Annotated in this window: 34 protein-coding genes and 1 tRNA gene; 4 read left to right on the top strand and 31 right to left on the bottom strand. The window is 68.9% G+C overall.

Features of this window, described 5'->3' with window-relative positions:
* Positions 1-92 precede the first annotated feature (92 nt).
* The 25 genes from ACFP2T_RS16380 to ACFP2T_RS16260 form a co-directional block, all read right to left on the bottom strand.
* Complete coding sequence (locus ACFP2T_RS16380) at positions 93-653, bottom strand: hypothetical protein (RefSeq protein ID WP_377422301.1); 561 nt, start codon at positions 651-653, stop codon at positions 93-95.
* Entirely contained in the window at positions 650-1003 is a 354-nt protein-coding gene (locus ACFP2T_RS16375; RefSeq protein ID WP_377422299.1) for a hypothetical protein, read from the bottom strand. The genes ACFP2T_RS16380 and ACFP2T_RS16375 overlap by 4 nt, the downstream gene beginning before the upstream one ends.
* 10 nt (positions 1004-1013) lie before the next feature.
* The gene (locus tag ACFP2T_RS16370) at positions 1014-1352 is read right to left on the bottom strand and encodes a hypothetical protein (protein WP_377422297.1); all 339 of its coding nucleotides are present in this window, start codon (positions 1350-1352) and stop codon (positions 1014-1016) included.
* Between the two features lie 140 nt (positions 1353-1492).
* Positions 1493-4012, bottom strand: coding sequence for an AAA family ATPase (locus ACFP2T_RS16365; RefSeq protein ID WP_377422295.1), 2520 nt, complete (start codon positions 4010-4012; stop codon positions 1493-1495).
* Complete coding sequence (locus tag ACFP2T_RS16360) at positions 4009-5823, bottom strand: DNA polymerase (protein WP_377422294.1); 1815 nt, start codon at positions 5821-5823, stop codon at positions 4009-4011. The genes ACFP2T_RS16365 and ACFP2T_RS16360 overlap by 4 nt, the downstream gene beginning before the upstream one ends.
* Positions 5824-5938: 115 nt before the next feature.
* On the bottom strand, positions 5939-6442 hold the full coding sequence (locus ACFP2T_RS16355; protein ID WP_377422292.1) for an HNH endonuclease: 504 nt from the start codon (positions 6440-6442) through the stop codon (positions 5939-5941).
* Between the two features lie 2 nt (positions 6443-6444).
* Positions 6445-6864 (bottom strand): hypothetical protein, encoded by a 420-nt coding sequence (locus ACFP2T_RS16350; RefSeq protein WP_377422290.1) that lies wholly within the window; start codon positions 6862-6864, stop codon positions 6445-6447.
* Between the two features lie 10 nt (positions 6865-6874).
* Entirely contained in the window at positions 6875-7867 is a 993-nt protein-coding gene (locus tag ACFP2T_RS16345; protein WP_377422289.1) for a hypothetical protein, read from the bottom strand.
* On the bottom strand, positions 7864-8316 hold the full coding sequence (locus ACFP2T_RS16340) for an HNH endonuclease signature motif containing protein (protein ID WP_377422287.1): 453 nt from the start codon (positions 8314-8316) through the stop codon (positions 7864-7866). Before ACFP2T_RS16340 ends, ACFP2T_RS16345 begins: the two co-directional genes overlap by 4 nt.
* An 8-nt stretch (positions 8317-8324) precedes the next feature.
* Positions 8325-8507 (bottom strand): hypothetical protein, encoded by a 183-nt coding sequence (locus ACFP2T_RS16335; protein WP_377422285.1) that lies wholly within the window; start codon positions 8505-8507, stop codon positions 8325-8327.
* The gene (locus ACFP2T_RS16330) at positions 8504-8818 is read right to left on the bottom strand and encodes a hypothetical protein (RefSeq protein WP_377422284.1); all 315 of its coding nucleotides are present in this window, start codon (positions 8816-8818) and stop codon (positions 8504-8506) included. The genes ACFP2T_RS16335 and ACFP2T_RS16330 overlap by 4 nt, the downstream gene beginning before the upstream one ends.
* On the bottom strand, positions 8815-9252 hold the full coding sequence (locus ACFP2T_RS16325) for a hypothetical protein (RefSeq protein ID WP_377422283.1): 438 nt from the start codon (positions 9250-9252) through the stop codon (positions 8815-8817). The genes ACFP2T_RS16330 and ACFP2T_RS16325 overlap by 4 nt, the downstream gene beginning before the upstream one ends.
* On the bottom strand, positions 9249-9854 hold the full coding sequence (locus ACFP2T_RS16320; RefSeq protein ID WP_377422281.1) for a hypothetical protein: 606 nt from the start codon (positions 9852-9854) through the stop codon (positions 9249-9251). Before ACFP2T_RS16320 ends, ACFP2T_RS16325 begins: the two co-directional genes overlap by 4 nt.
* Positions 9851-10450 carry a hypothetical protein gene (locus tag ACFP2T_RS16315; RefSeq protein ID WP_377422279.1) on the bottom strand — a complete coding sequence of 200 codons (600 nt, stop codon included), beginning with the start codon at positions 10448-10450 and terminating at the stop codon, positions 9851-9853. Before ACFP2T_RS16315 ends, ACFP2T_RS16320 begins: the two co-directional genes overlap by 4 nt.
* Complete coding sequence (locus ACFP2T_RS16310; RefSeq protein WP_377422278.1) at positions 10447-10836, bottom strand: hypothetical protein; 390 nt, start codon at positions 10834-10836, stop codon at positions 10447-10449. Before ACFP2T_RS16310 ends, ACFP2T_RS16315 begins: the two co-directional genes overlap by 4 nt.
* A complete protein-coding gene (locus ACFP2T_RS16305) occupies positions 10833-11294 on the bottom strand; it encodes a hypothetical protein (RefSeq protein WP_377422276.1) in 462 nt (153 codons plus the stop codon). The genes ACFP2T_RS16310 and ACFP2T_RS16305 overlap by 4 nt, the downstream gene beginning before the upstream one ends.
* On the bottom strand, positions 11291-11416 hold the full coding sequence (locus tag ACFP2T_RS16300; protein ID WP_377422275.1) for a hypothetical protein: 126 nt from the start codon (positions 11414-11416) through the stop codon (positions 11291-11293). The genes ACFP2T_RS16305 and ACFP2T_RS16300 overlap by 4 nt, the downstream gene beginning before the upstream one ends.
* The gene (locus ACFP2T_RS16295; protein WP_377422273.1) at positions 11413-11928 is read right to left on the bottom strand and encodes a hypothetical protein; all 516 of its coding nucleotides are present in this window, start codon (positions 11926-11928) and stop codon (positions 11413-11415) included. Before ACFP2T_RS16295 ends, ACFP2T_RS16300 begins: the two co-directional genes overlap by 4 nt.
* Positions 11925-12161 carry a hypothetical protein gene (locus ACFP2T_RS16290; protein WP_377422272.1) on the bottom strand — a complete coding sequence of 79 codons (237 nt, stop codon included), beginning with the start codon at positions 12159-12161 and terminating at the stop codon, positions 11925-11927. Before ACFP2T_RS16290 ends, ACFP2T_RS16295 begins: the two co-directional genes overlap by 4 nt.
* Positions 12158-12610 carry a hypothetical protein gene (locus ACFP2T_RS16285; protein WP_377422270.1) on the bottom strand — a complete coding sequence of 151 codons (453 nt, stop codon included), beginning with the start codon at positions 12608-12610 and terminating at the stop codon, positions 12158-12160. The genes ACFP2T_RS16290 and ACFP2T_RS16285 overlap by 4 nt, the downstream gene beginning before the upstream one ends.
* Entirely contained in the window at positions 12607-12972 is a 366-nt protein-coding gene (locus ACFP2T_RS16280) for a hypothetical protein (protein WP_377422268.1), read from the bottom strand. The genes ACFP2T_RS16285 and ACFP2T_RS16280 overlap by 4 nt, the downstream gene beginning before the upstream one ends.
* A complete protein-coding gene (locus tag ACFP2T_RS16275; RefSeq protein WP_377422267.1) occupies positions 12969-13178 on the bottom strand; it encodes a hypothetical protein in 210 nt (69 codons plus the stop codon). Before ACFP2T_RS16275 ends, ACFP2T_RS16280 begins: the two co-directional genes overlap by 4 nt.
* A gap of 97 nt (positions 13179-13275) precedes the next feature.
* Positions 13276-13752, bottom strand: a complete 477-nt coding sequence (locus ACFP2T_RS16270) for an HNH endonuclease signature motif containing protein (protein ID WP_377422265.1) — start codon at positions 13750-13752, stop codon at positions 13276-13278.
* The gene (locus ACFP2T_RS16265) at positions 13749-13964 is read right to left on the bottom strand and encodes a helix-turn-helix domain-containing protein (protein ID WP_377422263.1); all 216 of its coding nucleotides are present in this window, start codon (positions 13962-13964) and stop codon (positions 13749-13751) included. Before ACFP2T_RS16265 ends, ACFP2T_RS16270 begins: the two co-directional genes overlap by 4 nt.
* Positions 13964-14257 carry a hypothetical protein gene (locus tag ACFP2T_RS16260; protein WP_377422261.1) on the bottom strand — a complete coding sequence of 98 codons (294 nt, stop codon included), beginning with the start codon at positions 14255-14257 and terminating at the stop codon, positions 13964-13966. The genes ACFP2T_RS16265 and ACFP2T_RS16260 overlap by 1 nt, the downstream gene beginning before the upstream one ends.
* Positions 14258-14455: 198 nt before the next feature.
* On the opposite strand from ACFP2T_RS16260, the gene ACFP2T_RS16255 reads away from it, so the two are divergent.
* Both ACFP2T_RS16255 and ACFP2T_RS16250 read left to right on the top strand, forming a co-directional pair.
* Complete coding sequence (locus ACFP2T_RS16255; protein ID WP_377422259.1) at positions 14456-14881, top strand: hypothetical protein; 426 nt, start codon at positions 14456-14458, stop codon at positions 14879-14881.
* A 4-nt stretch (positions 14882-14885) separates the two neighbouring features.
* Complete coding sequence (locus tag ACFP2T_RS16250) at positions 14886-16049, top strand: tyrosine-type recombinase/integrase (RefSeq protein ID WP_377422257.1); 1164 nt, start codon at positions 14886-14888, stop codon at positions 16047-16049.
* A 277-nt stretch (positions 16050-16326) separates the two neighbouring features.
* On the opposite strand, the gene ACFP2T_RS16245 is transcribed toward ACFP2T_RS16250, so the two are convergent.
* Positions 16327-17646 (bottom strand): L,D-transpeptidase, encoded by a 1320-nt coding sequence (locus ACFP2T_RS16245; protein ID WP_377422255.1) that lies wholly within the window; start codon positions 17644-17646, stop codon positions 16327-16329.
* Positions 17647-17815: 169 nt separating this feature from the next.
* On the bottom strand, positions 17816-19054 hold the full coding sequence (locus ACFP2T_RS16240; RefSeq protein ID WP_377422253.1) for a L,D-transpeptidase: 1239 nt from the start codon (positions 19052-19054) through the stop codon (positions 17816-17818).
* A gap of 189 nt (positions 19055-19243) precedes the next feature.
* Here ACFP2T_RS16240 and ACFP2T_RS16235 point away from each other — a divergent pair.
* Positions 19244-19319: transfer RNA gene (locus ACFP2T_RS16235), tRNA-Lys, on the top strand.
* 28 nt (positions 19320-19347) lie between these two features.
* Here the strand turns inward: ACFP2T_RS16235 and ACFP2T_RS16230 are convergent.
* From ACFP2T_RS16230 to ACFP2T_RS16220, 3 genes are read right to left on the bottom strand one after another with little or no spacing between them, the layout of a single operon-like run.
* Positions 19348-20109 carry a tyrosine-type recombinase/integrase gene (locus ACFP2T_RS16230; RefSeq protein ID WP_377422251.1) on the bottom strand — a complete coding sequence of 254 codons (762 nt, stop codon included), beginning with the start codon at positions 20107-20109 and terminating at the stop codon, positions 19348-19350.
* Positions 20110-20147: 38 nt separating this feature from the next.
* The gene (locus ACFP2T_RS16225) at positions 20148-20351 is read right to left on the bottom strand and encodes a hypothetical protein (protein ID WP_377422250.1); all 204 of its coding nucleotides are present in this window, start codon (positions 20349-20351) and stop codon (positions 20148-20150) included.
* A gap of 45 nt (positions 20352-20396) precedes the next feature.
* Entirely contained in the window at positions 20397-21398 is a 1002-nt protein-coding gene (locus ACFP2T_RS16220; protein WP_377422248.1) for an MFS transporter, read from the bottom strand.
* Positions 21399-21970: 572 nt separating this feature from the next.
* Here ACFP2T_RS16220 and ACFP2T_RS16215 point away from each other — a divergent pair.
* Positions 21971-22948, top strand: coding sequence for an ATP-binding protein (locus ACFP2T_RS16215; RefSeq protein ID WP_377422246.1), 978 nt, complete (start codon positions 21971-21973; stop codon positions 22946-22948).
* A 20-nt stretch (positions 22949-22968) separates the two neighbouring features.
* Here ACFP2T_RS16215 and ACFP2T_RS16210 read toward each other — a convergent pair whose 3' ends face one another.
* Positions 22969-23364 carry a Fur family transcriptional regulator gene (locus ACFP2T_RS16210; protein WP_377422244.1) on the bottom strand — a complete coding sequence of 132 codons (396 nt, stop codon included), beginning with the start codon at positions 23362-23364 and terminating at the stop codon, positions 22969-22971.
* Positions 23365-23486: the final 122 nt, after the last annotated feature.

The following is a 23486-nucleotide window of genomic DNA, read 5'->3' as shown; positions in this document are numbered from 1 at the left end:
CGTCTCGGCGTTCTGGTGGGCATCGCCGTGGCCGGCCGTCTTGGTGCACCGTCGGTCCCAGATCGGATCGATTAGCGGGCACTGCCGGTCGGTCACGACGCCACCCGCTCCGGCAGCGCCACGACGTCCACCGGGTCCCGCAGGCTGCGGTCGTCGCCGAACCGGGCGGTCGGGGGCGTCGGGTCGTCGAGGCTGAGAACGGGCCTGGGCTGGGTGCCGTAGCCGGCGGACCGCAGCAGCGACACGGCGTCGCCGAGCAGCATCCGCACCGGGAAGGTGTAGCCGGCCGGCAGGATCGGAACCTCGAAGATCAGGGAACTGAGCTGGAAGGCGGGCATCCACGCCCACCAGCGACCCGCGTTCGCCGGGCCGACACCTGCTCGCTGGACCACCAGCAACCCGACGTCGGCCTGGGCGTTGCGGAACTCAACGGCCAGCTCGGCCATCCACCGCTCGATGTCAAGGTCGCTGGCGGTCCGGGCAGCGTTCCCGCCCTTCACCTCCCAGCAGACACCGGGTGTGCCGGTGATGTCCCCGGCGTCGCAGTTGCCTCGGAGGGCACGACGTTCGGCGGTGGGCCAGCCGTGGGCCTGGAGGTACCGGACGGTGGCGGTCTCGGCGGCGGTGCCGATGTCGCGGGGTCGGCGCTTCATGACGCAGCTCCCAGCGTCCGGCGGGCGGCAGCGGCGACCCGGTCGACGGTGAGACCGCGGCGGGCCAGTTCTTCGCCGGGCTCGGGGGCGGGCTGGTCGAGTCGGGACACCCAGTCGACGAAGGCGCGGAGGCTGTCGTGCTCCTCGATCGCCTGACGCAGGTAGCACGCCAGGTCGAGCACCTCCTGGTACGCGTCCACCAGGGCGTCGCGACCGTTGTGCGGTTGCAGCGGCGTGCCGTAGCGGGCGACGCCGACCCGCTCGCGGACTTCGAGGTCGGAGCGGACGAGGCTCTGCACCGACGGACGGTCGTTCGGTGCCGGCGGCGGTTGGTCGACGATCTGAGTCATCTCGGTCTCCTCAGTAGGGCGGGTTGTCGTCAGCGATGGCGAAAGGGGACGGGGTGACGCGGCGGGCAGTAGGCCGGGCGGCGTGCGCCGAGCTACAGACGTGCGGCACGACGAGGTGCCGACCTGACTTGCTCAGGTCGTGTTGCTCGGGGACCCACCAGTCGGCGTCCAGACGGTCGACGCCACGATCGAGCACGAGGATCGGAACGCCGTACCGACGGAGCACCGCAGCGTCGTCGGTCGGGATGGTCCGTCGGTCGATCCGGTACCGGACCCCGCCGACCACGCCGACGAGGATCAGGTCCGGGCACCGCGGACACTCGGTGACGGTGAACGCTCTGTAAAGCACCTCAGTCACCCCACGGCCCGTTTGTGGGTGAGACCGGTGATCTTGGGTTCTCCGATGAGACTCGTTGGGTGGGACTGAGACCCCCCCTAAAGGGGTTGGGTCTCACCCACCTGTCCCAGTGAGACCTTTGAGACCAGGTCTCATGGGGTCTCATGGGTCTCACCTACTGTCACCAGGTCTGGTTCAGTGGTTTCTGGTGACTCTGGGTAGTAGTGATGCGATCGGCCGCGTTTGACCATGACCACGTCCCCGCGGTCTCGCATCTCTCGGATCACGGCCTGGAACTCGCCCCGCTTGCCGCCGACCTCCTCGTGGATCTTGTTGGAGGTGATGCCTGGCAGATTTTCGATCTCCGCAAAGATCTTGGTGGCCAGCTTCTTCTTGCGCGCGTCCGCTGCCGCCTTCTTCGTCGCTCCGCGAGTGGCGCCCCCGCCGATGACGGGCATGGTCAGCGTCCGCGTTTCCGGGTCGTACTCGATGCGGCTCTTGGCCAGTTCCACGTCCCGGCCGATGGCCTTGAGGAACCGCGGTGCCGGTGCCGCTTCGATCTGTCCCAGCAGGTCGTCGTCATCGTCGTCTGGCTCCGGTATGTCCTCGACGGTGTACGTCCAGAGCGCGTCCGGGTGGTCCATGAACTTCGAGGACCCACGGCCCCGCTCACCGTTGTGGCCGAAGTGGTGTACAAGCAGGGTGTCTTCGATCGAGGTGGCCTGTTCGACCTCCTTGAGCGCGTTGAACCAGCGCGCCACGTCTGCGGATGCGTTCTCGTCGACCCCAGCTCCAGCCAGCAGCGGGTTGAGTGGGTCGAGGATCAGCGCGCGGGCGTCGACCTCGTTGATCTTCTTGATCAGTAGGTCTCGGACTCCGGGGTCGAGCAGGTTGAATGACGACGGCCCAGCGTCTCGGACGTGGAGTGCGAAGACCTTCTCCCGGTGCACGATGTCGGATTCGCGTAGCCACCGACGGAACTGCTTGCGGGTCATCTCGGCGTTGACGATGAGCAGGTTGCCCTCGATCGGCGTGGTCTCGAACTGCCCGAGGAACGGCTTGCCGTCGACCAGAGACCGGATGACGTTGAGCATCATCGTGGTCTTGCCGGCCTTGTACTTCGCCGTGAGCAGCACCGTCTGTCCCTGCATCCACAGGTCCTGGATCCGCCAGAGGTCTTCCTCGTCTTCCTCCGGGATCTCGCTGAGGCGGTCCATCGCGCCATTGAGCCGGTCGCGCAGGTCCTTGGCTTCTCCGAGGTTCCGGATCTTGTCGTACAGGTCCCGGGCCTTGTCCCGCTGGTGCAGGTCGGCCACTGCCTTGCGCAGGTTCGGGTCGGCGTCGAGCTGCGCCCGGATGGCTGCCGCATCATCGTCAGCGGGTGGTTCCACCCTGCTGGTCTCACCGGTCTCACCCGTGGTCTCACTGGACACGGGAGGTTCGGGGTCCAGGTCAGGCGCCTGATCAGGAGCCGGCTGCGCCGCCTTCTCCAGCCCGTCGAGCATCGCGTCTAGCTCGGCCGCCGCGGTGGCGCTCTGGCCGCCGATCGCCGCCAGGTCCAGGGCACTCATCGCCGCGCCGCTGTGGCCTTCGTGATCGCGCCACGCCACGTACTGGAGCTTGGTGATGGTGCGAGTCCCGTGGGTCACCACGGCGTCGGCCAGGAAGTCCGGCGGGTTGTCGGTCCAGATGTGCAGCGGGCCGTGGCCGGCGTCGAGGTCGTAGTGGGTGCAGCCGAGGTCGTGAGCGGTCGCGCTCTTGTAGTGGCCCGGGTCGCCCGGCCGCGTCCAGATCGGGCACCCGCACCGGTCCGGGATGCCGGTGTCGGTCCAACCGTCGGGCAGAAGCAGGTCGGCCCACGGCGTGGTTGCCGACCAGACGTCGATCGGGTCACCGTCGTGGTGGACCCGCTCGGCCTGCCTGGTGCGTCGCTCAGCCCAGGCCGCGGCGTGCTCCCGGATCCGCTCGATTATCCAGTCCGGGGCCGGCTCGACCTGGCCGGTGATGGCGTACGGACCCTCAGCGCGCACCGACGGCGGCACGAGGGCCTGATGGTCCCGCCACACCGCGACCCACCCGGAGTCGGCCCGCAGCGTCCCCTGACCGGGCAGACCCGCTAGGTCGACGTCCTCCGGCAGGGTGAACCAGAAGTGCCCGCCGTCCTTGTGGACCCACTTCTCTTCTCCGGCCGCGGTTGTCTTCACCTTGCCTGGCGTGGTCACGGTCGGACGGCGGCCGGTCATGTCCTGCCCGGACCGCTCGGACCAGTCGGCGAGGAACCCGGCCAGCTCGGTGGCGGTGTCCGCGTCGACCATCAGCATTCGGGACCGGCCGACCTCGACGCCGATGTTGATCGCGCCGCGCTCCTTGAGCAGCCGGCCGACCACCCTGGTGGCGATCGCGGGGTCGGTGAGTGCGTGGGCGATGCCGCACTCGTGCTGCTTGCGTTCCCAGTTGCGCTCTCCGCGCTCCCGGGCAGCGTCTTTGGCCTCCCGGTCCGCGGCCTTCGCCTGGCGGGCGGTCAGCGTGCAGATCGGGTTCTTGGCCCCGGGCGCGATCGGCACGACGGCGAACCCGTTCCGGACCGCGTTGCGCACGATCCGGACCAGAGCCTCCTCGTCGCCGGCCGGCACGATGCCGAAGCAGGCGGCGAACAGGTCGTTGGCGATCACGCTTCACTCCACCGGTCACCGAGGTCTGCCCGGTCGGTACGTAGGACCGGCACCCGGCCGGACATCCGGCACAGCCGCTCCGGCGGGGACTCCATGATCTTCCGGACGTCCTCGGCCGCCGCGGTGCTCACCACGAGCTCGTCGTGCATCGCCAGATACACCGCGTCCGACAGACCGGCCTGGTCGATCCGGATCAGGGTGTCGGCGAGCACGTCGTACGCCCCGCCCTGGACGAAGTAGTTGACCGCCTTGTGGACCGCGACGCCGAACTGGCCGGACGGCACCGGGACGATCCGCCCGGACAGCGTGAACACCAGGCGGTGTTGCTCGCCGATGTCCCGCAGCTTCTTGATCAGTCGACCGACCCGGGGCATTGCCCGGAACACCGTGTCCCGCAGCTCCCAGGCGTCCTTGATGTTGATCCCGAGGTCCTGGGACAGTTTCGTCATACCCTCGCCGTACATCTGGGCCAGCAGCATGACCTTGGCCTTCTTACGGACGATGCCCGCAGCCTTGGCCACCGTGGTGTAGAGGTCCGAGGATCCGTCCTCGTACCCGGTCAGCACGGCCTGGTCCCGTGCGATGTTCGCGGCGACGACCGGCTCAATCTGAGACCAGTCGATCGAGGTCAGCGAGTCGCCTCGGTCGGCGAGCAGGATCCCCCGGGCCGGTCCGCTGAACTGCTGGAGCGGCGGCCCCGACATCGACATCCGGCCCGTCGCGGCACCGAGGATCGTGGTGGTTGGGTGGATCCGGTCGTGCTCGTCGGACAGGTCGACCACCTTCTGTAGGTAGTCCCTCTCGATCTTCTCGGTCTGCTTGAGCCGGACGAAGGCCACCGCCACGGGGTGCTCCAGCCGGGCCAGCGCGTCCTTGGTCGCCGCGGGGGCGCCGGTCTTCTCGGTGCGCGGGTGGTTTTCCGGCAGCAGACCGCGCTGGTCGAGCCACCCGGTCAGCGAGCCGCCGTGACCCGGTCGAACGCCCTCGGCCTCCAGCAGCGCCCGGTCGGCGTCCTGCTGGGCCCGGACGTCGGCCCGGTACCCGTCGAGGTACTCCAGGTCCACCCGGATCCCGACCGCGGATCGGCGCACGAAGATGTGGTTGATCGTCTGCTCGCGCTCGACCAGTTCGTCGGCGTCGGCGCCGGAGACGCCCCACGAGGTGAACGGGTGGTCCTTGGTCAGTCGGTCGTACGCCGCGGCCCGGACCACCGGCAGCAGCCGGGCGGTGAGGATGACGTCGAATGCGGCGCCCTGCACGTAAATCGGCCGGTCGATGTCGAAGGTCTTGAAGCCGGCCGACTTCGTAAGGCCCAGCGCCTTGAACGCGCTGCCCAGCACGTCGTCCTTGCTGGTGTGCAGGTACCGGTGCCCGGCCGCCAGCAGCGACTTACTGGTGCGCTCGTCGGGTTCGGCCAGTCGGCAGTACACCAGGGTGTCCTTGACCTTGCTGACGTCGGCCAGGCGCATCAGCCCGTGCCGAACGAGCACCGGCACGTCGAACGGGCTGTTGTGCACGACGAGCACTCGGGCGATCTCCAGGGCCCGGCGGACCGCGTCGGCCTGGGCCGGGTCGCGGGGGTCGAGCACCACGGCGTGGTTGGCCGACCCGACGGTGACCACCTTGAGCCGCATTGCCAGGGCGTCCACACCCTCGGTCTCGATGTCCAGCGCCAGATAGGGCTCGTGCTCGGCGAGGAACATGGCGGCGCGGATGGCCGGTTCGCGGCCGACGGTGTACTGCGCGTTGAGGGAACTGGCGAACGAGAAGGTGCCGACCTGGCCGGGGTGAACCGGGGGACCGAGGTCCATGAGATCCCTCCTGCTATGTCGTGGTGCGGGTGGTGGCTGGGCAGTGGAGCCGGTCTGCCTGGGAGGTGCACCAGCACCGGGGAAGGCTGCTGGTGCACCAGTCAGGTGGGCCGGATCAGGTCCGGGCGGGGTTGGCTGCTCGTAGGTGCCGATACCGGTTACGCGATCTCTCGATCGCCCGCGCTCGGTACGCCGGGTCCGTCGCGTACCGCTCCCGTTTCCGGCTGAGTTGGTCCTGGCCGCACGGGACGCACCGGCGGTTGCCCGGTGCCTGGGCATCTGGGTACGGGTGCCCGTTGGGGCATTCCGTGGCTCGCGCCTTCTGGGCGGTCGGTGCCTCACCCCGCAGGACGTTCGTGCGGTGTGTGACGGGCTCCAGATGGTCGGGGTTGACGCAGTGCCTCACCCGGCAGAGGTGATCGAGCGACAGCTTCCCGGGCACGGTGGCCACCAGCACCGCGTAGGCGACCCGGTGTGCCAGGTCATCCCGCCCTTGCCAGTAGAAGTAGCCGTACCCGCCGGCCCGGGTGCTTGCCGTCCACTCCCAGCACCCGGTCTGGGACACGGTGACCTTGTCCCAGAACCGAGTGGGGAGCCGGCTGTCACCGATCACCGTCATGGTCAGGCGGCCCGGTACGGCGGGGTCGACGCACGCGGGCCGGGCCGGACGGCCACCTTGTAGTGGTGGTACGAACCGGTACCCGCCTTGTTGTCCTTCTTGCCAAAGTACTTAGCGGCGAACAGGTCGCCGACCTGCACACCCGCGTCGTTGATCTCCTTGCGGAGGATCGACTGGTACGCGGTCACCCGGATCTCGCTGCCGTCGGTCTGGCGCAGCGTGATGACGGGGCAGTCCGGGAACTGACCGGTGGCCGTGTCGGGGAACTTGGACTTGGTCGATCCGATCGAGATGACGGTGCCCTGCACCCCGTCGCCGGACTCCTTCGGCATCCAGGCCGGGGCGCCGCCCTCGTCGAGGTCGGCCAGCAGGTCGATCGGCTGGTTGGTGCTGTCCTCGGTCATGCTGTCGAGCAGGTCCACGATGATCTCCTTATGGGTTGGTGTGGACGGTCTGGTTGGTGGTGCTGAGTGCGGCCAGACGTGCCTTGGCCGCGGTGGTGTGCTGGGTGGTCCAGTTCGCGGAGTGGTCGGCCCACAGCCGGTCCATCTCGGGCTCGCCGGTGGCGCGCTGGATCAGGGACAGCAGCAGGGCGCTGCTGGTCTTCGGTGCCGGCATCGCCCGGGCCAGGTCCCGGCGGGTGCGCAGCCCGCGCACTGTGGCGCAGACCTGGGCGATCTCCCACCCGGCTACGAGGTCGACCTCGTACAAGGTCGCTGTCGCCTTGCCGACCGGCAGGTGGATGACGACGCCTACTTCCCGGTCGACCTCCGGCATGGGTTCGTACTGACCGGTGAGCCCGTTCCACATGGCGTCGGCGTTGGCGTAGATCGCCTCCTGCACCGCGATCTCCAGCCACCCGTAGGACAGGTCCTTGCCTGTCTTGAGGTCGCCGATGCGGGGCAGCCGCCACGTCGGGCTGTGCAGGATCCGGTCGAGCGTCCCGGCGATGTGGTACTGGCGGACCACGATGATTCGTTCGATCCACTCGGCGTTGACCTCGATGCCGGCCTCGGTCAGCACCTTGCGGTACGCGGCCACGTCGGCGTCCCAGGGCGCCGGCACGGTGACCTGCTCCCCGCGGTCCAGCCGCTCGGTGAACTGGTGCAACGCGCTACCCAGGTTGGCGCCCGAGCTGGACGCCGCAGCCTCCTTCGCGGCCTCGGCGACCTGGTCGAGCACCTGCCGGTCGTCGACCGTGGCGGCCGACACCCGGGCGAACAGGTCCGGCCGCATGGTCAGGCCCTTGAGTGCCATTCGGAGTTGCCACTTCGTCAGCCCGAACGTGTCACTGATGGACTTGGCGAAGGTGGTTGCCCGGGTCCACGCCAGCGTGCTGGTCGCGCCCGGCTGTCCCGGGTCCGGGAGGAGATAGCGCCCATATCTGTCGCGCTTGGGCTCGGGTTGGATGCTGGGCGCGGTCACGCTGCTCTCCGTCCTTGGCGGTATCGCTTGTTGGCCTCGGCGCGACAGATCCGGCAGACCCGCCCACGACCTCGACTCGCGTACCGGGTGTTGGTCTCGCTGAATCCATGTCCGTTGGTGCACTCGGTCTTGAGCGCGTTCGGGTGTCCGATTGCTGCGATCTGGCGAGAGGTGTTCTCCGACCGTGTGACCGGGTCGAGATGGTCGGGGCTGACGCATCTGACGACGCGGCACAGGTGGTCGAGCGTCAGGCCGTCAGGGATCGGGCCGACGAAGAGCATCCAAGAAACCCGATGCGCCTTGACCGGCGCGCCAGCGACGTTGATCTGTCCGTATCCGTGGTTGTCCACGGAAGCCGTCCACATCCAGCACCCGGTTACCAGATCGACCCGGACCTTGTTTCGGAACCGCTGCTTGAGCGATTGGGTCTCCGTTCCGGTGGCGACCAATTGACGAGTCACGCCACTCCCTCCATCTCGATTCCGTTGGTCTTGGTCCCTGCCACCCCGAACCCGTCCCACCCACAGCACCCGCACAGGCCGCCCGGCTGCCGGTACTCCGCCGGGTGCGTGCACTCCTCACGGGCCCGCTCGATGTCCGGCCGCGGGCGGGTGGGGTCCGGGCGGCAGTCGCGGGTCACGCCGCCACCCGGGCCTTCGCAGCGGCCTTGCGCCGGGCCTTGGCCTCCGGGGACGACGACGGCTGGGCGGCCACCACCCACCACGCCTGCTTGCGACCGGGCCAGCGGATACCCGCACGGTGCGACCAGCACCACAACTGCTCGACGGTCATGCACAACCGGTCGGCCGCGGTCCGCGAGTCCACCCCGAGCGCGATCATCTGCTCGACGGCGGCCCGTCGCTCGTCCCCGGTCAGCGGCATCCGGTAGCCGTCGTGGGCGACCAGGGCGGCGGACAGGTTGATGGAGTCCTGTTCGGTCCAGGCGCTCATGCCGCCACCTGCTGCCTGGCTCGCGCCGCGAGCTGCCGCCGGCCGTACGCCTTGACCGCCTCGGCGGACAGCCGCAGCACGATGGCGATCTGCGCCCAGGTGGCTCCGTTGTCGTGGCGGCGCATGATCTCGTCGCCGTAGTCGGAGGGCCGCGGCGCCCTGGTTGCGAGCACCACCGCCGGCAGTTCGTCCGGCGCGGCGCCGAGGGCCGTCGGGTGCCCGTAGTCGTCGTACGCCACCCCGGCGACGACCATGCCTCGCGGGTTGGGGTTGTCCGCCGGGCACGTCGGCCGGAACGGGCACCATCCGCACATCTCGGCGGCTTCGGCGTTGCCCGGGTTGCCGGTCTCCCACATGCGCGGGTCCCAGCGGGCGCACGGTCGGGTGTCGATGACCACGGCGGTCAGGCCCCGGGCCAGGATCGCGGCGCTCATGCCGCCACCCCCGCCAGCACGTCCACGGTCTCGATCGACCGCTCCGACCAGTGCAGGTTCGAAGCAGGCGCCGGTTGGACCGCGACGGGCTCGGAGCCCCAGGTCCCCTCGGCTCGGGCGATCCACTCGTCGGCGGGTGCACGCTCGGGCACCTGGGTCATGACGGTGCCGGTGTCTCGGTCCTTGACCAGGTAGGGCCCCCACATGAAGGGGCTCATCACGTAGTAGCGCCCGACGTCACCTTGGTCAGGGGTCCGGACAGCGTCGGCGGACACCGCGTGCTCACCGCGCTCGGTCGTGTACCGGTACCAGCCCCGCAGCCTGTGCAGTTCCGCGTAGGCGTCGGTCCGGGCGATGTGCAGGTGTCGTTCGTCGGCCGGCGCGAGGTACTCGGCGGCGCCCAGGGCCTGCATCACCGCCTTGTGGTCGGCGCCCTCGGCGATGAGCTGATCGGCCCGAACCGCGTACTCCGCGACGCGGTGCCGGGCGGTCAGGTCGAGGTATCGCTCCATCGAGCCGAGGTGCCAGGACGACACCAGGTCGCGGTTCGGCCGCTCGGTCGGTGCCGGCGGGGCCGGGGGGATCGTGGTCGGCGCGCTCATGACTTCATCGCCCGCTGGTACGCCGACGACGTCTTCCGCGCGGCCGCCGTCAGCTTCTCGACGAACTCCTGGGTCGGCGGCAGCGGCTTGTCGGCCGCCTTCCAGTTGCCGAGCGCCTTGAGGGTGTCCTGGATCTGGTAGAGGAAGCCGAGCAGTTCGTGTCGGGAGTTCTCGAGGCGCCGCTCGTGTTGGTACTGGTTCCGTCGGTCCTCTTCCTGCTCCTGGCACGCCTTGCAGTTGTCGACGTGCCGCTCGTGGTCGACGTCGGAGGCGGTGATCGGGAAGCCTTCGCTCTTGGCCCGCATGCGCAGGTACGCCTCGCGGGGACCCACCTGCTCGTCGGTGTCGGGTTCGACCTCCGGGTTGACGGCCTGGGCCTTGACGGGTTGACGGACAACCGGCCAGGCCACGAAGCGGTCCGAGGTGTCGATGATCGCCTGACCGAGCGCGCGACCGATCTCTTCCGCCTTGTCGGCGCCGATGGCGGGGATGCGGACGGTGACGACACCCTCGGAGTACGCCCGGCCGGTGTCGATGCCCGTCAGGGTGACGGTGACGTCGAACTGGGTGAGGGTCGGTTTGATGGTGACGGTCATGACTGCGTGACCTCCCTCGGGTCGAGCCGCCCGGTCAGTTCCAGCTCACCGGCGGGGATGAAGGTGTCGGGGCCGGCCTTCGGCGCCCGGACCCAGGCGGGCACGGCGCTCGGGGCGGCGACGGTGACGGTCTGCGGCGGGATGTCGACGGCGATCCCGTGGCTGTCGACGGCGATGACGCCGGGGATCTCGATCGTCTGGTCGACCTCGGGCTCCGCGTGCTGGGCGGCGTGGCGCGGCTCGTAGTCGGCGGCGGGGGCGATGAGCCGGCCGTCGTCGGCGGGGAGGTCGGCCAGCGGCGACCAGGTGGCGTCGGCGCCGGGGTGCTCGTCGGTGCGGGTGCGGTGGAAGAGGGCGGCGAGGCGGGGCCAGCGCGGGGCGGTCATCTCGGCTCTCCCACCAGGTAGGCGCGAGCGATAGACAGCGCGGACCGGGTCAGCCCGGCGAAGTCGACGGCGTCCACGTCGGTGGGGCTGACTGCCGGCAGCGAGATTGGCTTGTTCCAGATGTCGATGGCCTGGTCCAGCAGGTCGGCGACCGCGAACGCCACCGCAGGGTCGGCGAAGGCCGCGATGTGCACGGCGTTGTGCGGGTTGCGGATGCCGCCGTAGCCCGACTTCCCGGTCTGGCGCCGAGCGGACGCGACGACCTCACTGCCGGCGGTGCCGGTCGGGTAGGCGTGGGAGTAGACGGCGCTGGTCGCCGCCGAGTCGGGTGACCAGACCGGCGAGGCCTTCCACGGCGACCCAGAGGCCCGGTTGGCGCGGGACCGGATCAGGTTGGCGGCGCGGCGGAGGGTGTCGAGGTCGGACGGGGTTTCGATGTGCTCGGTGGTCGTGGTCATGACGTGGCGCTCCGAATCAGGAAGTAGAAGAGAGGCGCGAGCAGGGCCCAGGTCAGGCCGGAGACGATGAGTGCGTTGCGTAGGCCCCGCATCGCGCGGACGCCCTCGGGGTCCGGCCTCACGCGGCGGCCCTCGCGAGCTCAGGCACGAACTTCGGCCGGGCGAGCGCCGGCTCCGGCATGTCGGCGAGCAGCTGCTGGAAGACCCAGAGACCGGCCTTGGTGAAGCCGACGTGCGTGAAGCCCGCTCGTCGGTAGCAGCGGCCCGGGTCGCGCTTGCGGCGGGTCTTGTTCGCGTCGACGAAGGTGACCATCCCGAGGTCCGGCACGTCCGCCCAGTGCGCCCGGGTGGCCGCGACCGCAGCGACGATCAGGTCGGAGGCCAGGTACTCGCACTCCGGCTCACGGCGGAACAGGCTGTTCATCCACGCCCCGGCCCAGTCGTGCTTGACGAACCGGGCGATCGGGTTCGAGGTGGTCCAGACGGCGTCGGCGTGCTCGGTGAGAAAGACGACGCAGCTGCCCGGCGGGACGAACTGCGGGCTGCCGACCTTCTGCCGGTTGTAGTGCCGGTCGGCCAGCGGCAGGGCCCGCTTGTCGGCGCGGTTGGAGTAGTGCCAGGGTTGGTCGATCACGCGGCGGCCCTCCGACCGTGCTTGATGGCGGTCGCGGTGACCCGGGACAGTTGCCGCTCCCGCCAGGCAGCGACCTTGGCCGCCCGGTCCGCGCTGGTGTCGAGTTGAGTGGCCCGTACGCAGGCGGCCATGGCTTCGTTGCGGCGGTTGAGGACCAGCCAGCAGAGGGCGGCGCCGGTGATGCCGCCGAGGATCGCGACGAGCGCGGTGAGGGCGATGACGGCGGGGCTCATGCCGCCACCGCCTCGACCAGCGCCGGGTAGGCGTAGCCGTCGTACTCGGCCATCCACGTCCCGATCACGTCCGGCACCAGCACCCGGCCGCCGTCGAGCAGGCGGACCAGCATCGAATCCACCGACCGGACCGGCAGATCGAGGCTGCGCAGGTAGCGGAAGACGGGGCAGTTGTCGCTGGCCCACCGCCGGCCGACGAACCCGAGCCGGGTCAGGTTGGCGGTGATCTCCGGGGACGTGCGGCCGAGTGCCAGCAGGGCGTTGGTGATCCGGGCGGCCTGCTTCCGGCGCTCGACCTCGGCGTCGTCGACCCGCCGCACCTCGTCGGCGAGCGGCGACCGGGGCAGCGCGGCGTCACGGGCGACCTCGTGGGCCAGGCAGGCGTTGGACATGCGGCTGATGGCGGCGCGGTGAACCTCGACCAGCGCGGCGATCTGGGTGGCGGTCATCGCGACGCACCTGCCCCGTACTTGCAGCCGCACCGACCCACGCCCAACTGGCCTCCGGGTCGCGCCACACAGCCAGCGCCATACAGGTGCTCGGCCTCGTGGTGGCATGCGGGGCAGCGACCGTCCCCGGCGACCTCAGGGGCCGCCTCCTCGTCGTGCACCATGTCCAGCGCGGCGATGACCTCGCCGATCTCGGCCAGTTTCTCGGCGTCGGTCATTCCGGCGTAGGTGCCGTACCTGCTGGCGCGGTGGATGGCGATGACCAGGCCGGCGAAGATGGCGTACTCCCCGCCTTCGTTCGGGCGCCGGGCCATGTCCTGCTGCATGTCGGCTGCGATGTCGGTGCGGTTCCGCCGGGTCATCGCTGGTCACCACCCGTCGGCGGCAGCGGCACCCGGCCGGAGGCGACGTCACCCAGGTCGACGAGGGGCTTGCGGACCGAGTGCAGGCGCGGCTGACGCGGGTCGTACGGGTTGGGCTCGGCGGACTGGGCCGGCTTGCTGAGCAGCGCCTTGAGGTCGGCGACGGCCTGGTCGGCGGTCTGCTGTGGTGTCTTGGAGTCGGTCATTTGGTACCGTCCTCGGGAGTTCGGGCGCTCCGCGTTGTCCTTGCAGGGATGCGGGGCGCCGTTTTTCGTCTCCAGGCCGGGCGGCCCGGGGCGGGGGTCAGGCGGCGGGGCGCTGGGCCAGTCGGGTTCGGCGACACGTCTTGCACTCCCGGCGCGCCGTTCCCTTGGCCGTCCGCCGGGAGTAGGTGTTCTCCGGCGTGTACTCGTGGCCCTGCGGGCAGTGCGTCTTGGCCGCGTTGTGGTGCGGCATCGTGTGGGCGCTGCGGAGCACGTTCTCGCCCTGCGTCACCGCTTCCAGGTGGAGCGGGTTGACGCACAACCTGTGCTGGCACGTCGACCCGCCGGGGCACGAACGGTCCTGGTTGTGGCAGGTGTGATCGATGCTCTTGCCCTCGGGGATGGGTCGGACCATCAGCTCGTAGGCCACTCGGTGGGCTCCGGTGCTGGGCTGACCGAACACGCCGTAGCCGTCACCGGAGGTGTGGCCGCGCCAGACCCAGCAGCCGTCGGCCCCGGCGCCGGTGTCGACCTGGGCGATGAACGCGCGCAGTCGCAGCGGGTGGACGGTGATCATGCCGCCCGCCCGGATGTCCTGCGGCGAGCCCCGCGAACGGGCTGATTGCCAGCGGCGACGATCTGCTCGAAGTGCTTCTCCGTGTAGCGGCGGTGTCGGCCGATGAAGGTGTGCGGGATCTCGCCGGCCTTGGCCTTGTCCTTGACCCACGAGACGGGGACCTGGAGCCGCTTTGCGAGCTGTTCGTCAGTCATCAGCGTCACGGCGGTCATCAGGCAGCCCGCCGACCGACGAGGAAGACCTCGTCGAAGCCAGAGGCGAAACCGGCGGCCTTGAGCGTGCTCTCGTGCTCCCTGAATCCGGCGACCGTGCGGGCGATGAAGTCCTCGCCGATGCTGCCGTTCCGGGCGCGACGGATGGTGCGGTCGGTGTAGCCGAAGAACTCGGCTCGGGCGGGGTCCGTGGTGAGTCCGAGCACGCGCGTCATGGCGTCGTACTGGTCCTGGTTGAGCAGGACTCGGGGCTTAACGTCAGACCGCGTCTGGACGTCTACGTCCTGTCGCATGCGTCCAAGCTAGCCGGACGTGGACGTCCAGTCAAGACGACTTTCGGACGTGAACGTCTGGACATGCGACACTGCCTCTGTGACGCTTATGTCCGGCTCAGGTGAACGTTCTTCTATGTCCAGCGCCGCACACTGAGAGGAATACGAACAGTGCGACTGCTCTTACGACCGGACGTAGACGTCCGGTACAGTGCCGGCATGAAGGAGCCGGGGGTCGAGGTTAACCGCGCGGCGTGGGCAGAGGTTGTCCAAGAGCTGCTGCGTACTTCGGCGAGCAACAACAAGAGCGAGTTGGCGCGCAAGCTGGACGTTTCGTCGAAGACGATCGACCGGTGGCTTGATCAGACATATGCCGTCAAGGAAGCCAACGTCCGACGCGCTGCCCGAGTTTTTCACCTCGACTTGGGTGAACTGTTCCAGCGCGTTGGTTACTACAGCGCCGACGAGGTCCGGAGCCTGCCCGCGACGGACCCCGATGCCGACGCCGTAACGCTGATCAAGCAGTCGGGTCTACCCGAAGAGGTACAGCAGGACTTGCTAGCCGAGTTGCGGACCATGGCTCAGGACGACACGGCCCGGCGTCGAAAGTTCGTCGACACCGCTCTGCGCCTCAGGCACACCTAAGACCGTGTGGATCGAGAAGCACGGCGCCGGGTTTCGGATCCGTGACCGGGTGGCGGACCGGAAGGTCACCGTCTCCGACGGCTTCCCGACCAAGACGCAGGCCAGAGCGGCAATGAAGGTCCTCGTGGGTGATCAGGCCCGCGGCGACCTTGTCATGCCGGCCTCGGGCGCGCTGAGCCTGGGGGAGTGGACCGTTGAGTGGTGGGATGCTCGGAAGTCAGGGCTGGCACCAAATACGCAGAGGTCCGAGTGGTCGCGGATCAAGACGCACATCATCCCCGAGTTGGGTGACGCGTCGTTGGTCTCGATCACGCCGCTGGCGGTGCAGCAGTTCGTGTCCCGACTTGGCAAGCGCAGGTCGGCGAAGACGGTTCACAACGTGCACGGCGTGCTGCATACGATCATGGCGGGGGCGGTCGCCGAGCGACTGGTCCGCGTCAACCCCTGCGCCGGCACTCGGCTGCCACGTGGCACTGCCCAGGAAATGAAGTTCCTGACCGAGCCGGAGGCACAACGCCTGGTGTTGGCCGTTCCGGAGCACTACCGGCCTCTGGTGGTGACGGCGCTCGGCACGGGCCTGCGCTGGGCGGAGCTGGCCGGGCTCCGGGTGGGCCGCGTGGACGTGCTGGCTGCCACGTTGCGGGTCGAGGAGACGATGTCGGAACTGGCGGGCGCTGCCGAGTTGGTCTTCGGTCCACCGAAGTCGGCTCGGTCCCGCCGGACGGTGAGTCTGCCGTCGGAGGTTCAGCAGGCACTGATCGGCTTGACTGCGAACCGGAAGCCGGATGAGTTGGTCTTCCGCACGACGACGGGGCAGCCGATGCGGGTCCGGAACTTCCGCCGGGTGTGGTTGGCGGCAGTCGCACGGGCGGGCGTGGAGGGACTCCGGTTCCATGATCTGCGGCACACCCACGTGGCCTGGCTGATCTCTGGCAAGGCCACACTGACGGCCATCCAGCACCGGCTCGGGCACGCCTCGATCACGGTCACTTCCGACCGGTATGGCCACCTACTGCCGGCGGTCGACGCGCAGATCGTCGATGTCCTGAATGAGGCATTGCCAAGATCGGATTGGGGGCAGGATGGGGGCAGCGAGTCCACGCCAACCCACGACAACCCACCGCAAGACACGGCAACCACCAGCGTGAACGGCACCGAAACCCCCTGACCTTGATCGGCTCGGAGGTTTCAAATCCCATCAGTCACCCTTGTGGTGGATCTCCTGATCCACAGTCAAGACCCCCTCGCCAGAGGGGGTCTTGATCGTTTCTGGGGGACATCTCCAGGGACGCCGTGTGGTGGTGCCGGCCGCCGAGCCCGCCCCGTGGGCGTTCGACGACGAACAGGCCCTCGCGTCGAGGCAGGCCGGATGATCCCGGACCCCCAGCTCGGGCGGCTGGAGACGCCACCGGCCTGCCTGCGTCGCGTTTGCGGCTCCGGGCGGCTCAGCCCGTGGTGATGGCGGTCGGCTCGGTCGACGGCACGGTGGTGGGATCGGTCGTCGCCTCCTCCAACGGGATAGCGCTGCCCTTGACGTAGTCGTCCCAGCTCATGTTCCAGTCGGTCCAGCCGTTGCCGTTCTCCAGCTTGCGTTCGGTGCCCTTGACCTGGATCGGGTCACCGATGCGGGTCTGGTTGAACAGCCAGCTGGCGTTCGCGGTGGACATGTTGACGCAGCCGTGCGAGACGTTGGTACGCCCCTGGGAGGCGACGGACCACGGTGCGGCGTGGATGAACTCCCCACCCCAGGTGAGCCGCTGGGCGTACTCGATGTCGGTGACGTAGCGGTTCGCCGGGTTCGGGTCGTCCATGGTGTCGAAGACGGTCTTCTTGAGCTTCTCGATGACCACCATCGTGCCGCTGGAGGACGGCGTGCTCTTCTTGCCCAGGCTGATCGGGATGGTCTTGATGACCTTGCCGTCCTTCTTGACCGTCATCTTCTTGGTCTTGTTGTCGACGGTCATCACCACCGCCGCCCCGGTCTTGAGGTCGACGGTGAGGTCGGACCGGCCGTACCAGCCGCCGCCCATCGGCAGGCCACCCGCCTGGATCTTGTAGAAGATCTTGGTGTTCGCCTTCCAGTACGTCTTCGGGCGGTACCGCACCTCGGTCGGGCTGACCCAGCGCCAGATTCCCACCTGGGCCGGGGTCGCCCGCACGGTCATCCGGCGCTGCACGTCGTCCCGGTAGTCCTCGGGAATCGCCCGGTCGAACTTCACGATCAACGGCATGCCGACGCCGACGGTCTGGCCGTCACCGAGGAAGCTGGTCACCCGGATCTGCTTGCTGGGCTTGGCCATGGTGGTGAAATTGCTGGTCACCGTCGCGGGCTTGCCGTCGTCACCGGTCGCCGTCACGGTCGCGGTGTACGTCGTACCGTATTCGAGCGCCTTGTCCGGCAGCCAGGTCCCCGTGGCGCTGAGCTTGCCCTTGACGGCGGCGCCAGCCGCGTTCTTCACCTCGACGGTGGTCTCGACGGCGTCCTTGCTGTTGAACGCGATTTCCGTCGACGCCGGCACGTCCTTCGCGTCCGCGGCCGGAGCGGTGATCGCGGCGGTGGCCTTCGGCTGCTGCTCGGCGTCACTGCCGCCCTGGAAGGACGGGCCCGCACCCTTGTCGCCATCACTGGTGCACGCGGTGGCGGTGATCGCGAGGGCCCCGGCGAGCAGGACCGAGGCTAAGGCACGGACCGGCGCGGGCCGCCGCCGCGACGCCAGCGCCGAGCCGGGCGTGCGACGTATCAACTGATTTCGGCCTGCTCGCATGATTCCCTCACAGTGCTGGTTCCCACGGCCATCCGATGGTCCCTACGGGTCATCCTCTCCCAATGACGCTCGTCGGCAAGTTTTGGTTTCCTGCCGTGCCGCAAAACACCATCGGACGGGGTCGATTTAGCCGGTTAGTTCAACAATTGTCGGCACGATCGGTTCGTCGTCAGGCGCCCAGGTCGGCGGGGACCGGTAGGGCGCTGCCCTTGATGAAGTCTTTCCAGGAGAGGTTCCAGGCGGTCCAGCCGTTGCCGGGCTCCAACTTCCGCTCGGTACCGGTGATCGTCACCGGGTCGCCGGCCTTGGTCTTCTCGAACAGCCAGCGTGCGTTCGGGGTGGAGACGTTGACGCAGCCGTGCGAGACGTTGCGTCGGCCCTGGTCGCCGACGGACCACGGAGCGGCGTGGATGTACTCCCCGCCCCAGGTCAGCCGTTGGGCGAAGTCGATCTCGGTGACGTAACGGTTCGACGGGTCCGGGTCGTCCCGGGTGTCGAAGACGGTCGAGGACTTCTTCTCCATCACCACCATCTTGCCGCTCGACGACGGGGTGGCCTTCTTGCCAAGGCTCACCGGGATGGTCCGGACCAGCTTGTCGTTCTCGAAGACGGTCATCTTCTTGGTCTTGTTGTCGACCTTCATCTCGAACTTGCTGCCGATCTTGGAGGTGGCCTTCCGGTCGACGTTGCCGTACTTGCCGTTGCTCAGCGGAATGCCTTCCAGGCCGATCCGTACGGTGAGCGTGGTGCCCGGCTGCCAGTACTCGGGCGCCCGGTAGTAGGCCTGGGTGCCGTTCGACACCCAGTGCCAGGCGCCCGGCTGCGGCGGGTTGGAGTCGACGAACATCCGCTTCTGTACCTTGGCCCGGTCCTTCTTGGCGATGCCCGGCGAGAACTCCACCACCACCGGCATGGCCACGCCGTACGTCTTGTCGTCGAAGAGGTAGAGCCCCGACCCGATGACCGACCTCGGCTTCGCCATGGTGGTGAAGGAGGTCGTCTTGGTCTCGCTCTGCCCGGTCGAGCTGGTCGCGGTCACCGTGGCGGTGTACGTCTTCGAATACTTCAGCGGTGCGGCCGGCACCCAGGAGGAGCCATCCTCCCGCATGGACCCCTTGACGGTGCCCCCACCGGCGGCGGTCAGGCTGACGCTGGTGATCGTTCCGCCGGTGATCTTGGTGCCGATCTCGGCGCTGACCGGTTGCTTCTTCGCGCCGCTGGCCGGTGTGATGCTGAAGGCGAGCGGCTCGGCCGGTGGTGTCGGCGTCGGAGTCGCCCCGGCGGTCGTACCGCTACCGTTCCCGAACTGCGGTTTCTCGCCTCCGTCGCCGCCGCAGGCCGCAATGCCCAACGGCGCGACGACCGCCAGAGCGACGACCATCGCCCAGGTGCGCGTGTTCCTGCCCATCCCCACCTCGGTCCACTCGAATCCCGGGGGACATCGTGCCCTATCGCCGCCATACTTTTGACCCCGGACGTTTAGACTAGTGGGCGGATTGGGATGTTTTGTCGTATCCGGTGGGTCGGTGCCGCCAACTGGGTAACTGGTTGGAGGAGCCTCGCGAGCCCGTGTTAAGGTTTCTCCCGTTGTCAGAGAGCGCCGCTAGCTCAACTGGCAGAGCAGCGGACTCTTAATCCGCGGGTTCGGGGTTCGAGTCCCTGGCGGCGCACCACCTGTGATCAGGCCGTATAGCCATCTGGCTATACGGCCTTGATCTTTGGGTGTCGTGTGGCTGTCACGTGGGCGCGCTGCGCCACTGGGCTGAGCTGCCGACGGATTCTCTTGCCTGGCAATGGTTTGGGCTGTCGCCTGGCAGGTGTTGCTGCGGTTCGTGGGTGTTGTGTGGGTGTCCGATGTTTGCGGCCGGGGTTGCGGGCTGCGGCGGCCAGCACGAGGCGGGCGGTTGCTTCGGCGACGGTGAAGTGCAGATCCAGCAGGACGCTGGTGTAGGTGTCGGCGGTGAGCACGATGCTGGTGTGGCCGAGCTGTTCCTGAACGGTTTTCAGGTCGGCGCCCGCGGAATGGGCGAGGCTGGCCGCGCCGTGACGGAGGTCGTGCAGACGTACGGGCGGGAGGCCGGAGTCGGTTACGAGCCGGCGGAAGCGGCGGGTCAGGTAGTCCGGATGCAGCGGCTGCCCGTCCGGCCCGGTGAAGACGTAGCCGGAGTCCGTCCGGTCGGCTCCGCATTCCGCCTGCTCGGCCAGCTGTCGGCGGCGGTGCTGGCGCAGGGTGGTGACGGTGGCGTGGTCCAGGGCGATGGCTCGCCGGCTGGCGGCGGTTTTAGGAGGCCCGACCGCGATGGGGTCTGCTGCACCGATAGGTGACATCTGAGATGGCTTGCCCTGTGGGCGGGTCGTCGGTGTGGAGTCGCGGCATGCCGGCAGCGGGAAGATCTGGAGGATGACGGCGCTGTTCTGACGGAGCAGCTGCGGGCATTGCCGGCACGCTCGGGGTCGGTCCAAGTGGGCACGGTGCCGCCGGCTCGGGATACCGGCACGGGTCAGACGTCTGCGGTCGGTGTCGGGCGTCGGTGGGCGAAGTCCCGCGCGCTGGGTACGGTCGCGGCGAGGGCGGGGGCGAGGAAGCAGACGAGGGCGCTGGTGCCGAGTACGGCGGTCGCGCCGAAGGTCTCGATCGCGGGGACGAAGAGGGCGAGGCCGAGCGGGGCCAGCCCGTAGGAGGTCAGGAAGTCCAGTGAGGACACGCGGGCGAGTCTGCGGGGTTCGACCTCGCGTTGGGTGGCGGTGAATCACGGCACGTTGAACAGCTCGATCCCGACGCCGGCGAGCAGGTACGCGGCGATCACCAGCAGGGGGTGTACGGGCAGTATGAGGCTGAGCGGGGCGAAGCCGTAGCAGGCCAAGCCGGCGAGCGCGGCCCAGCCTTGGTGCCGCGGGCGCCACCGTGCGATCACCAAGGCCCCGGCGAGCGCGCCGACGGTGTACGCGGTGGCCGCACCGGCCAGGATGGCCTCGGTGCCGTACCGGTCTCGGCTGATCAGCGGCAGGGCGACACCGGTGGCGGAGTAGCCGGTGGCGATGACGGCGGTCAGCGCGCCCAGGCCGGCGAGGAACCAGGGGTGCCGGCGGGCTTCGCGTATCCCGTCGGCGAACTCGGCGAAGAAGGAGCCGTGGGACTGTCCGGGCCGCGGCACCGGCGCCCCCGCAGGGGGCAGCACTGCCGTGACCAGCCAGAGCAGGCCGATGCCGAGCAGCAGGACGCCGGTGTCGAGAACGGTGGCCAGCAGCGCGGTCAGCGCGGGTGCGACCAGCGTCGTGACCCGGACGGAGAGGGTCACAGCCGCGTTGGCCTGCTGGCGCCGTCCTTCGTCGACGACTTCGGCGGTCAACGCCTGGAACGCCGGCCGACATGCGCCCTGCCCCGCCCCGGCTACCGCCGCCGCGACGGTCATCACCGGCACCGACCAGCCCATTCCCACCGCGATCACCGGCGTCGCTGCTGCGGCAGCCAGCCCGGAGAACAGGACCACCCTGCGGCGGGAGTAGCGGTCGGCCAGTACCCCGCCGACCGTGACCGCAACGAGGAAACCCACTGTGTGGGCGGCCAGCAGCAGCCCGAGCCCGGCTGGGGAGAGGTCCCGGTCGAGTACCGCGAGGCCGAGAACGAACGGCAGTGCCCAGGTCGCCAACCCTGAGGCGGTGGTGCCCGACCACAGGCGGACAAACGCCTGATTCCGCAGGATCGACGGCTGGCTCGAAGTGTTCTCGGAAAGGCGGGGCGATGCGGTCACGAGATGGGGCTCCTCCTGCGGTACCGCCTGCCGGGCCGGCATCCGACACTAACCGGAATGATTGTCGTTACACTATGACTGACGGTTCTCCAGCAGTTCCATACCCCCGGGCAGAGGACGCGGTTGCGCGCGGCGACCCGGGCCCGGCGGTGTGGCCCCGGTCGATGTCCGCCAGGCGGCCCTGATCGCCCCGCGCGATCATGTCCCTCGCTGCTGACGCGCGGCGGTGTCCTCGTCGCGGTGGGACACCACGGGAGGTGTTTACCCGCGACGGGCCGTGGGACGCCTTCGAGATCGTTGCCGAGTTCGACCTCGGCCGTCCACCATCACCCATCGGAAGGTGCTCCCCTGGCGCACGACCTGCCGGCCGGCTGACCGCCATGAGCTTGCCGGGAGTCCTCGGTCCCGGACGACCTGCCGAAGATGACCGACAGCATGCATCAGAATCACGACCTGCGGTATCCGACCCGATCATGCCCAAACAGGCACCTTGCTAGGACATGACCCAGAAGGACCGCTAAAGTAACGCTGGTGAAAATGGTTTCCATCGCAAAGGCGCAGGGGTGCTCCGGATGAAGATCGCGTTTGTCGGCAAGGGTGGCAGCGGCAAGACCACACTGGCCGCCCTGGTCGCCCGCCACCTCGCCGCCCGTGGTCGTCCGGTGCTGGCCGTCGATGCCGACATCAACCAGCACCTGGCGTGCGCGCTCGGTGCCGATGCACGCCAGGCGGCGCAGCTTCCGCCGCTCGGCGAATCCCTGACTGAGATCAAGGAGTACCTGCGGGGCGACAATCCGCGGATTAGTTCGGCGGCGGCGATGGTCAAGACCACTCCGCCCGGTGCCGGTTCCCGGCTGCTACAAGTGGTAGAGGACAACCCGATCTACGCGGCGTGCGTTCGCGACGTGAACGGTGTACGGCTGGCCGTCACGGGCGCGTTCACCGAAGACGACCTGGGAGTGGCGTGCTACCACTCCAAGGTCGGGGCGGTCGAACTGCTGCTCAACCACCTCGTCGACGGACCCGGTGAGTATGTCGTGGTCGACATGACCGCCGGCGCGGACTCGTTCGCCTCCGGCCTGTTCACCCGCTTCGACCGCACCTTCCTGGTCTGCGAGCCGACCTTGCGCAGCGTCGCCGTCTACCAGCAGTACGCCGGCTATGCCCGCGACTTCGGTGTCGCGCTCAGCGTTGTGGGCAACAAGGTCGAGGATCCTTCGGACGTGGACTTCCTCCGGGACCATGTGGGCGCGGATCTGCTCGGCGGGATCAGCCGCTCGGCGTACGTGCGGGCGGCCGAACGTGGCGCCGTCGGCCCGCTCGACGACCTCGAAGCCGCGAACCATGCCGTACTGGGACAGGTGACCGAGGTGGTCGACGCGACAGTTCAGGACTGGGCCGCGTTCACCCGGCACGCCCACGAGTTCCACCGCCGCAACGCCACCGCCTGGGCCAACGACCGTACCGGGGCTGACCTCACCGCACAGCTCGACCCGAGTTTCGTGATGGGTCCGGCCGCGCTGCGTCGTCCCGTGCCGACGGCCGGCTGAGCCCAGGTAACGGCGGTGGGTCAGCGCGCGCAGGTGGCGCAGGTGCCAAAGATTTCGAGGGTGTGACCGACGTCGGTGAAACCGTGCTGGGTGGCCACCTGGTCGGCCCAACGCTCGACCGCCGGCCCGGCCACCTCTACCGTCCGTCCGCAGTTGCGGCAGACGAGATGGTGGTGGTGTTTGCCCTGGCTGCATCGACGGAACAACTGTTCCCCGCCGGGTAGTCGGGTGGAGTCGATCTCCCCGGTGTCTACCAGCAGTTGGAGCGTCCGGTAGACGGTGGTGAGCCCGACCCGGGCCTCGCGGGCTATCAGCATCTGGTGCAACTGCTGCGCGGTGTAGAAGCCCTCGACCTCGCGCAGCAGGGCCAGCACCTCGGCCCGCTGCCGGGTGTTCCGGGTCACGTTCGGCATCATCTGGATCACCTTACCGCCGTCTCGATGAATGTCTCCGCTGGCTGCGGGGCCAACGATGGGCCTGGCCCCGTCGTCGATCATGCCGAACGGCAGGCGTATTCATTATGCGTCGTCCGGAGAGT

Origin of the sequence: Plantactinospora solaniradicis (assembly GCF_042658085.1) — a bacterium.
In the GTDB taxonomy this organism is placed as follows: domain Bacteria; phylum Actinomycetota; class Actinomycetes; order Mycobacteriales; family Micromonosporaceae; genus Plantactinospora; species Plantactinospora solaniradicis.
Note: the sequence above shows the minus strand (reverse complement) of the source record. Positions and strands in the feature narration are given on the sequence as shown.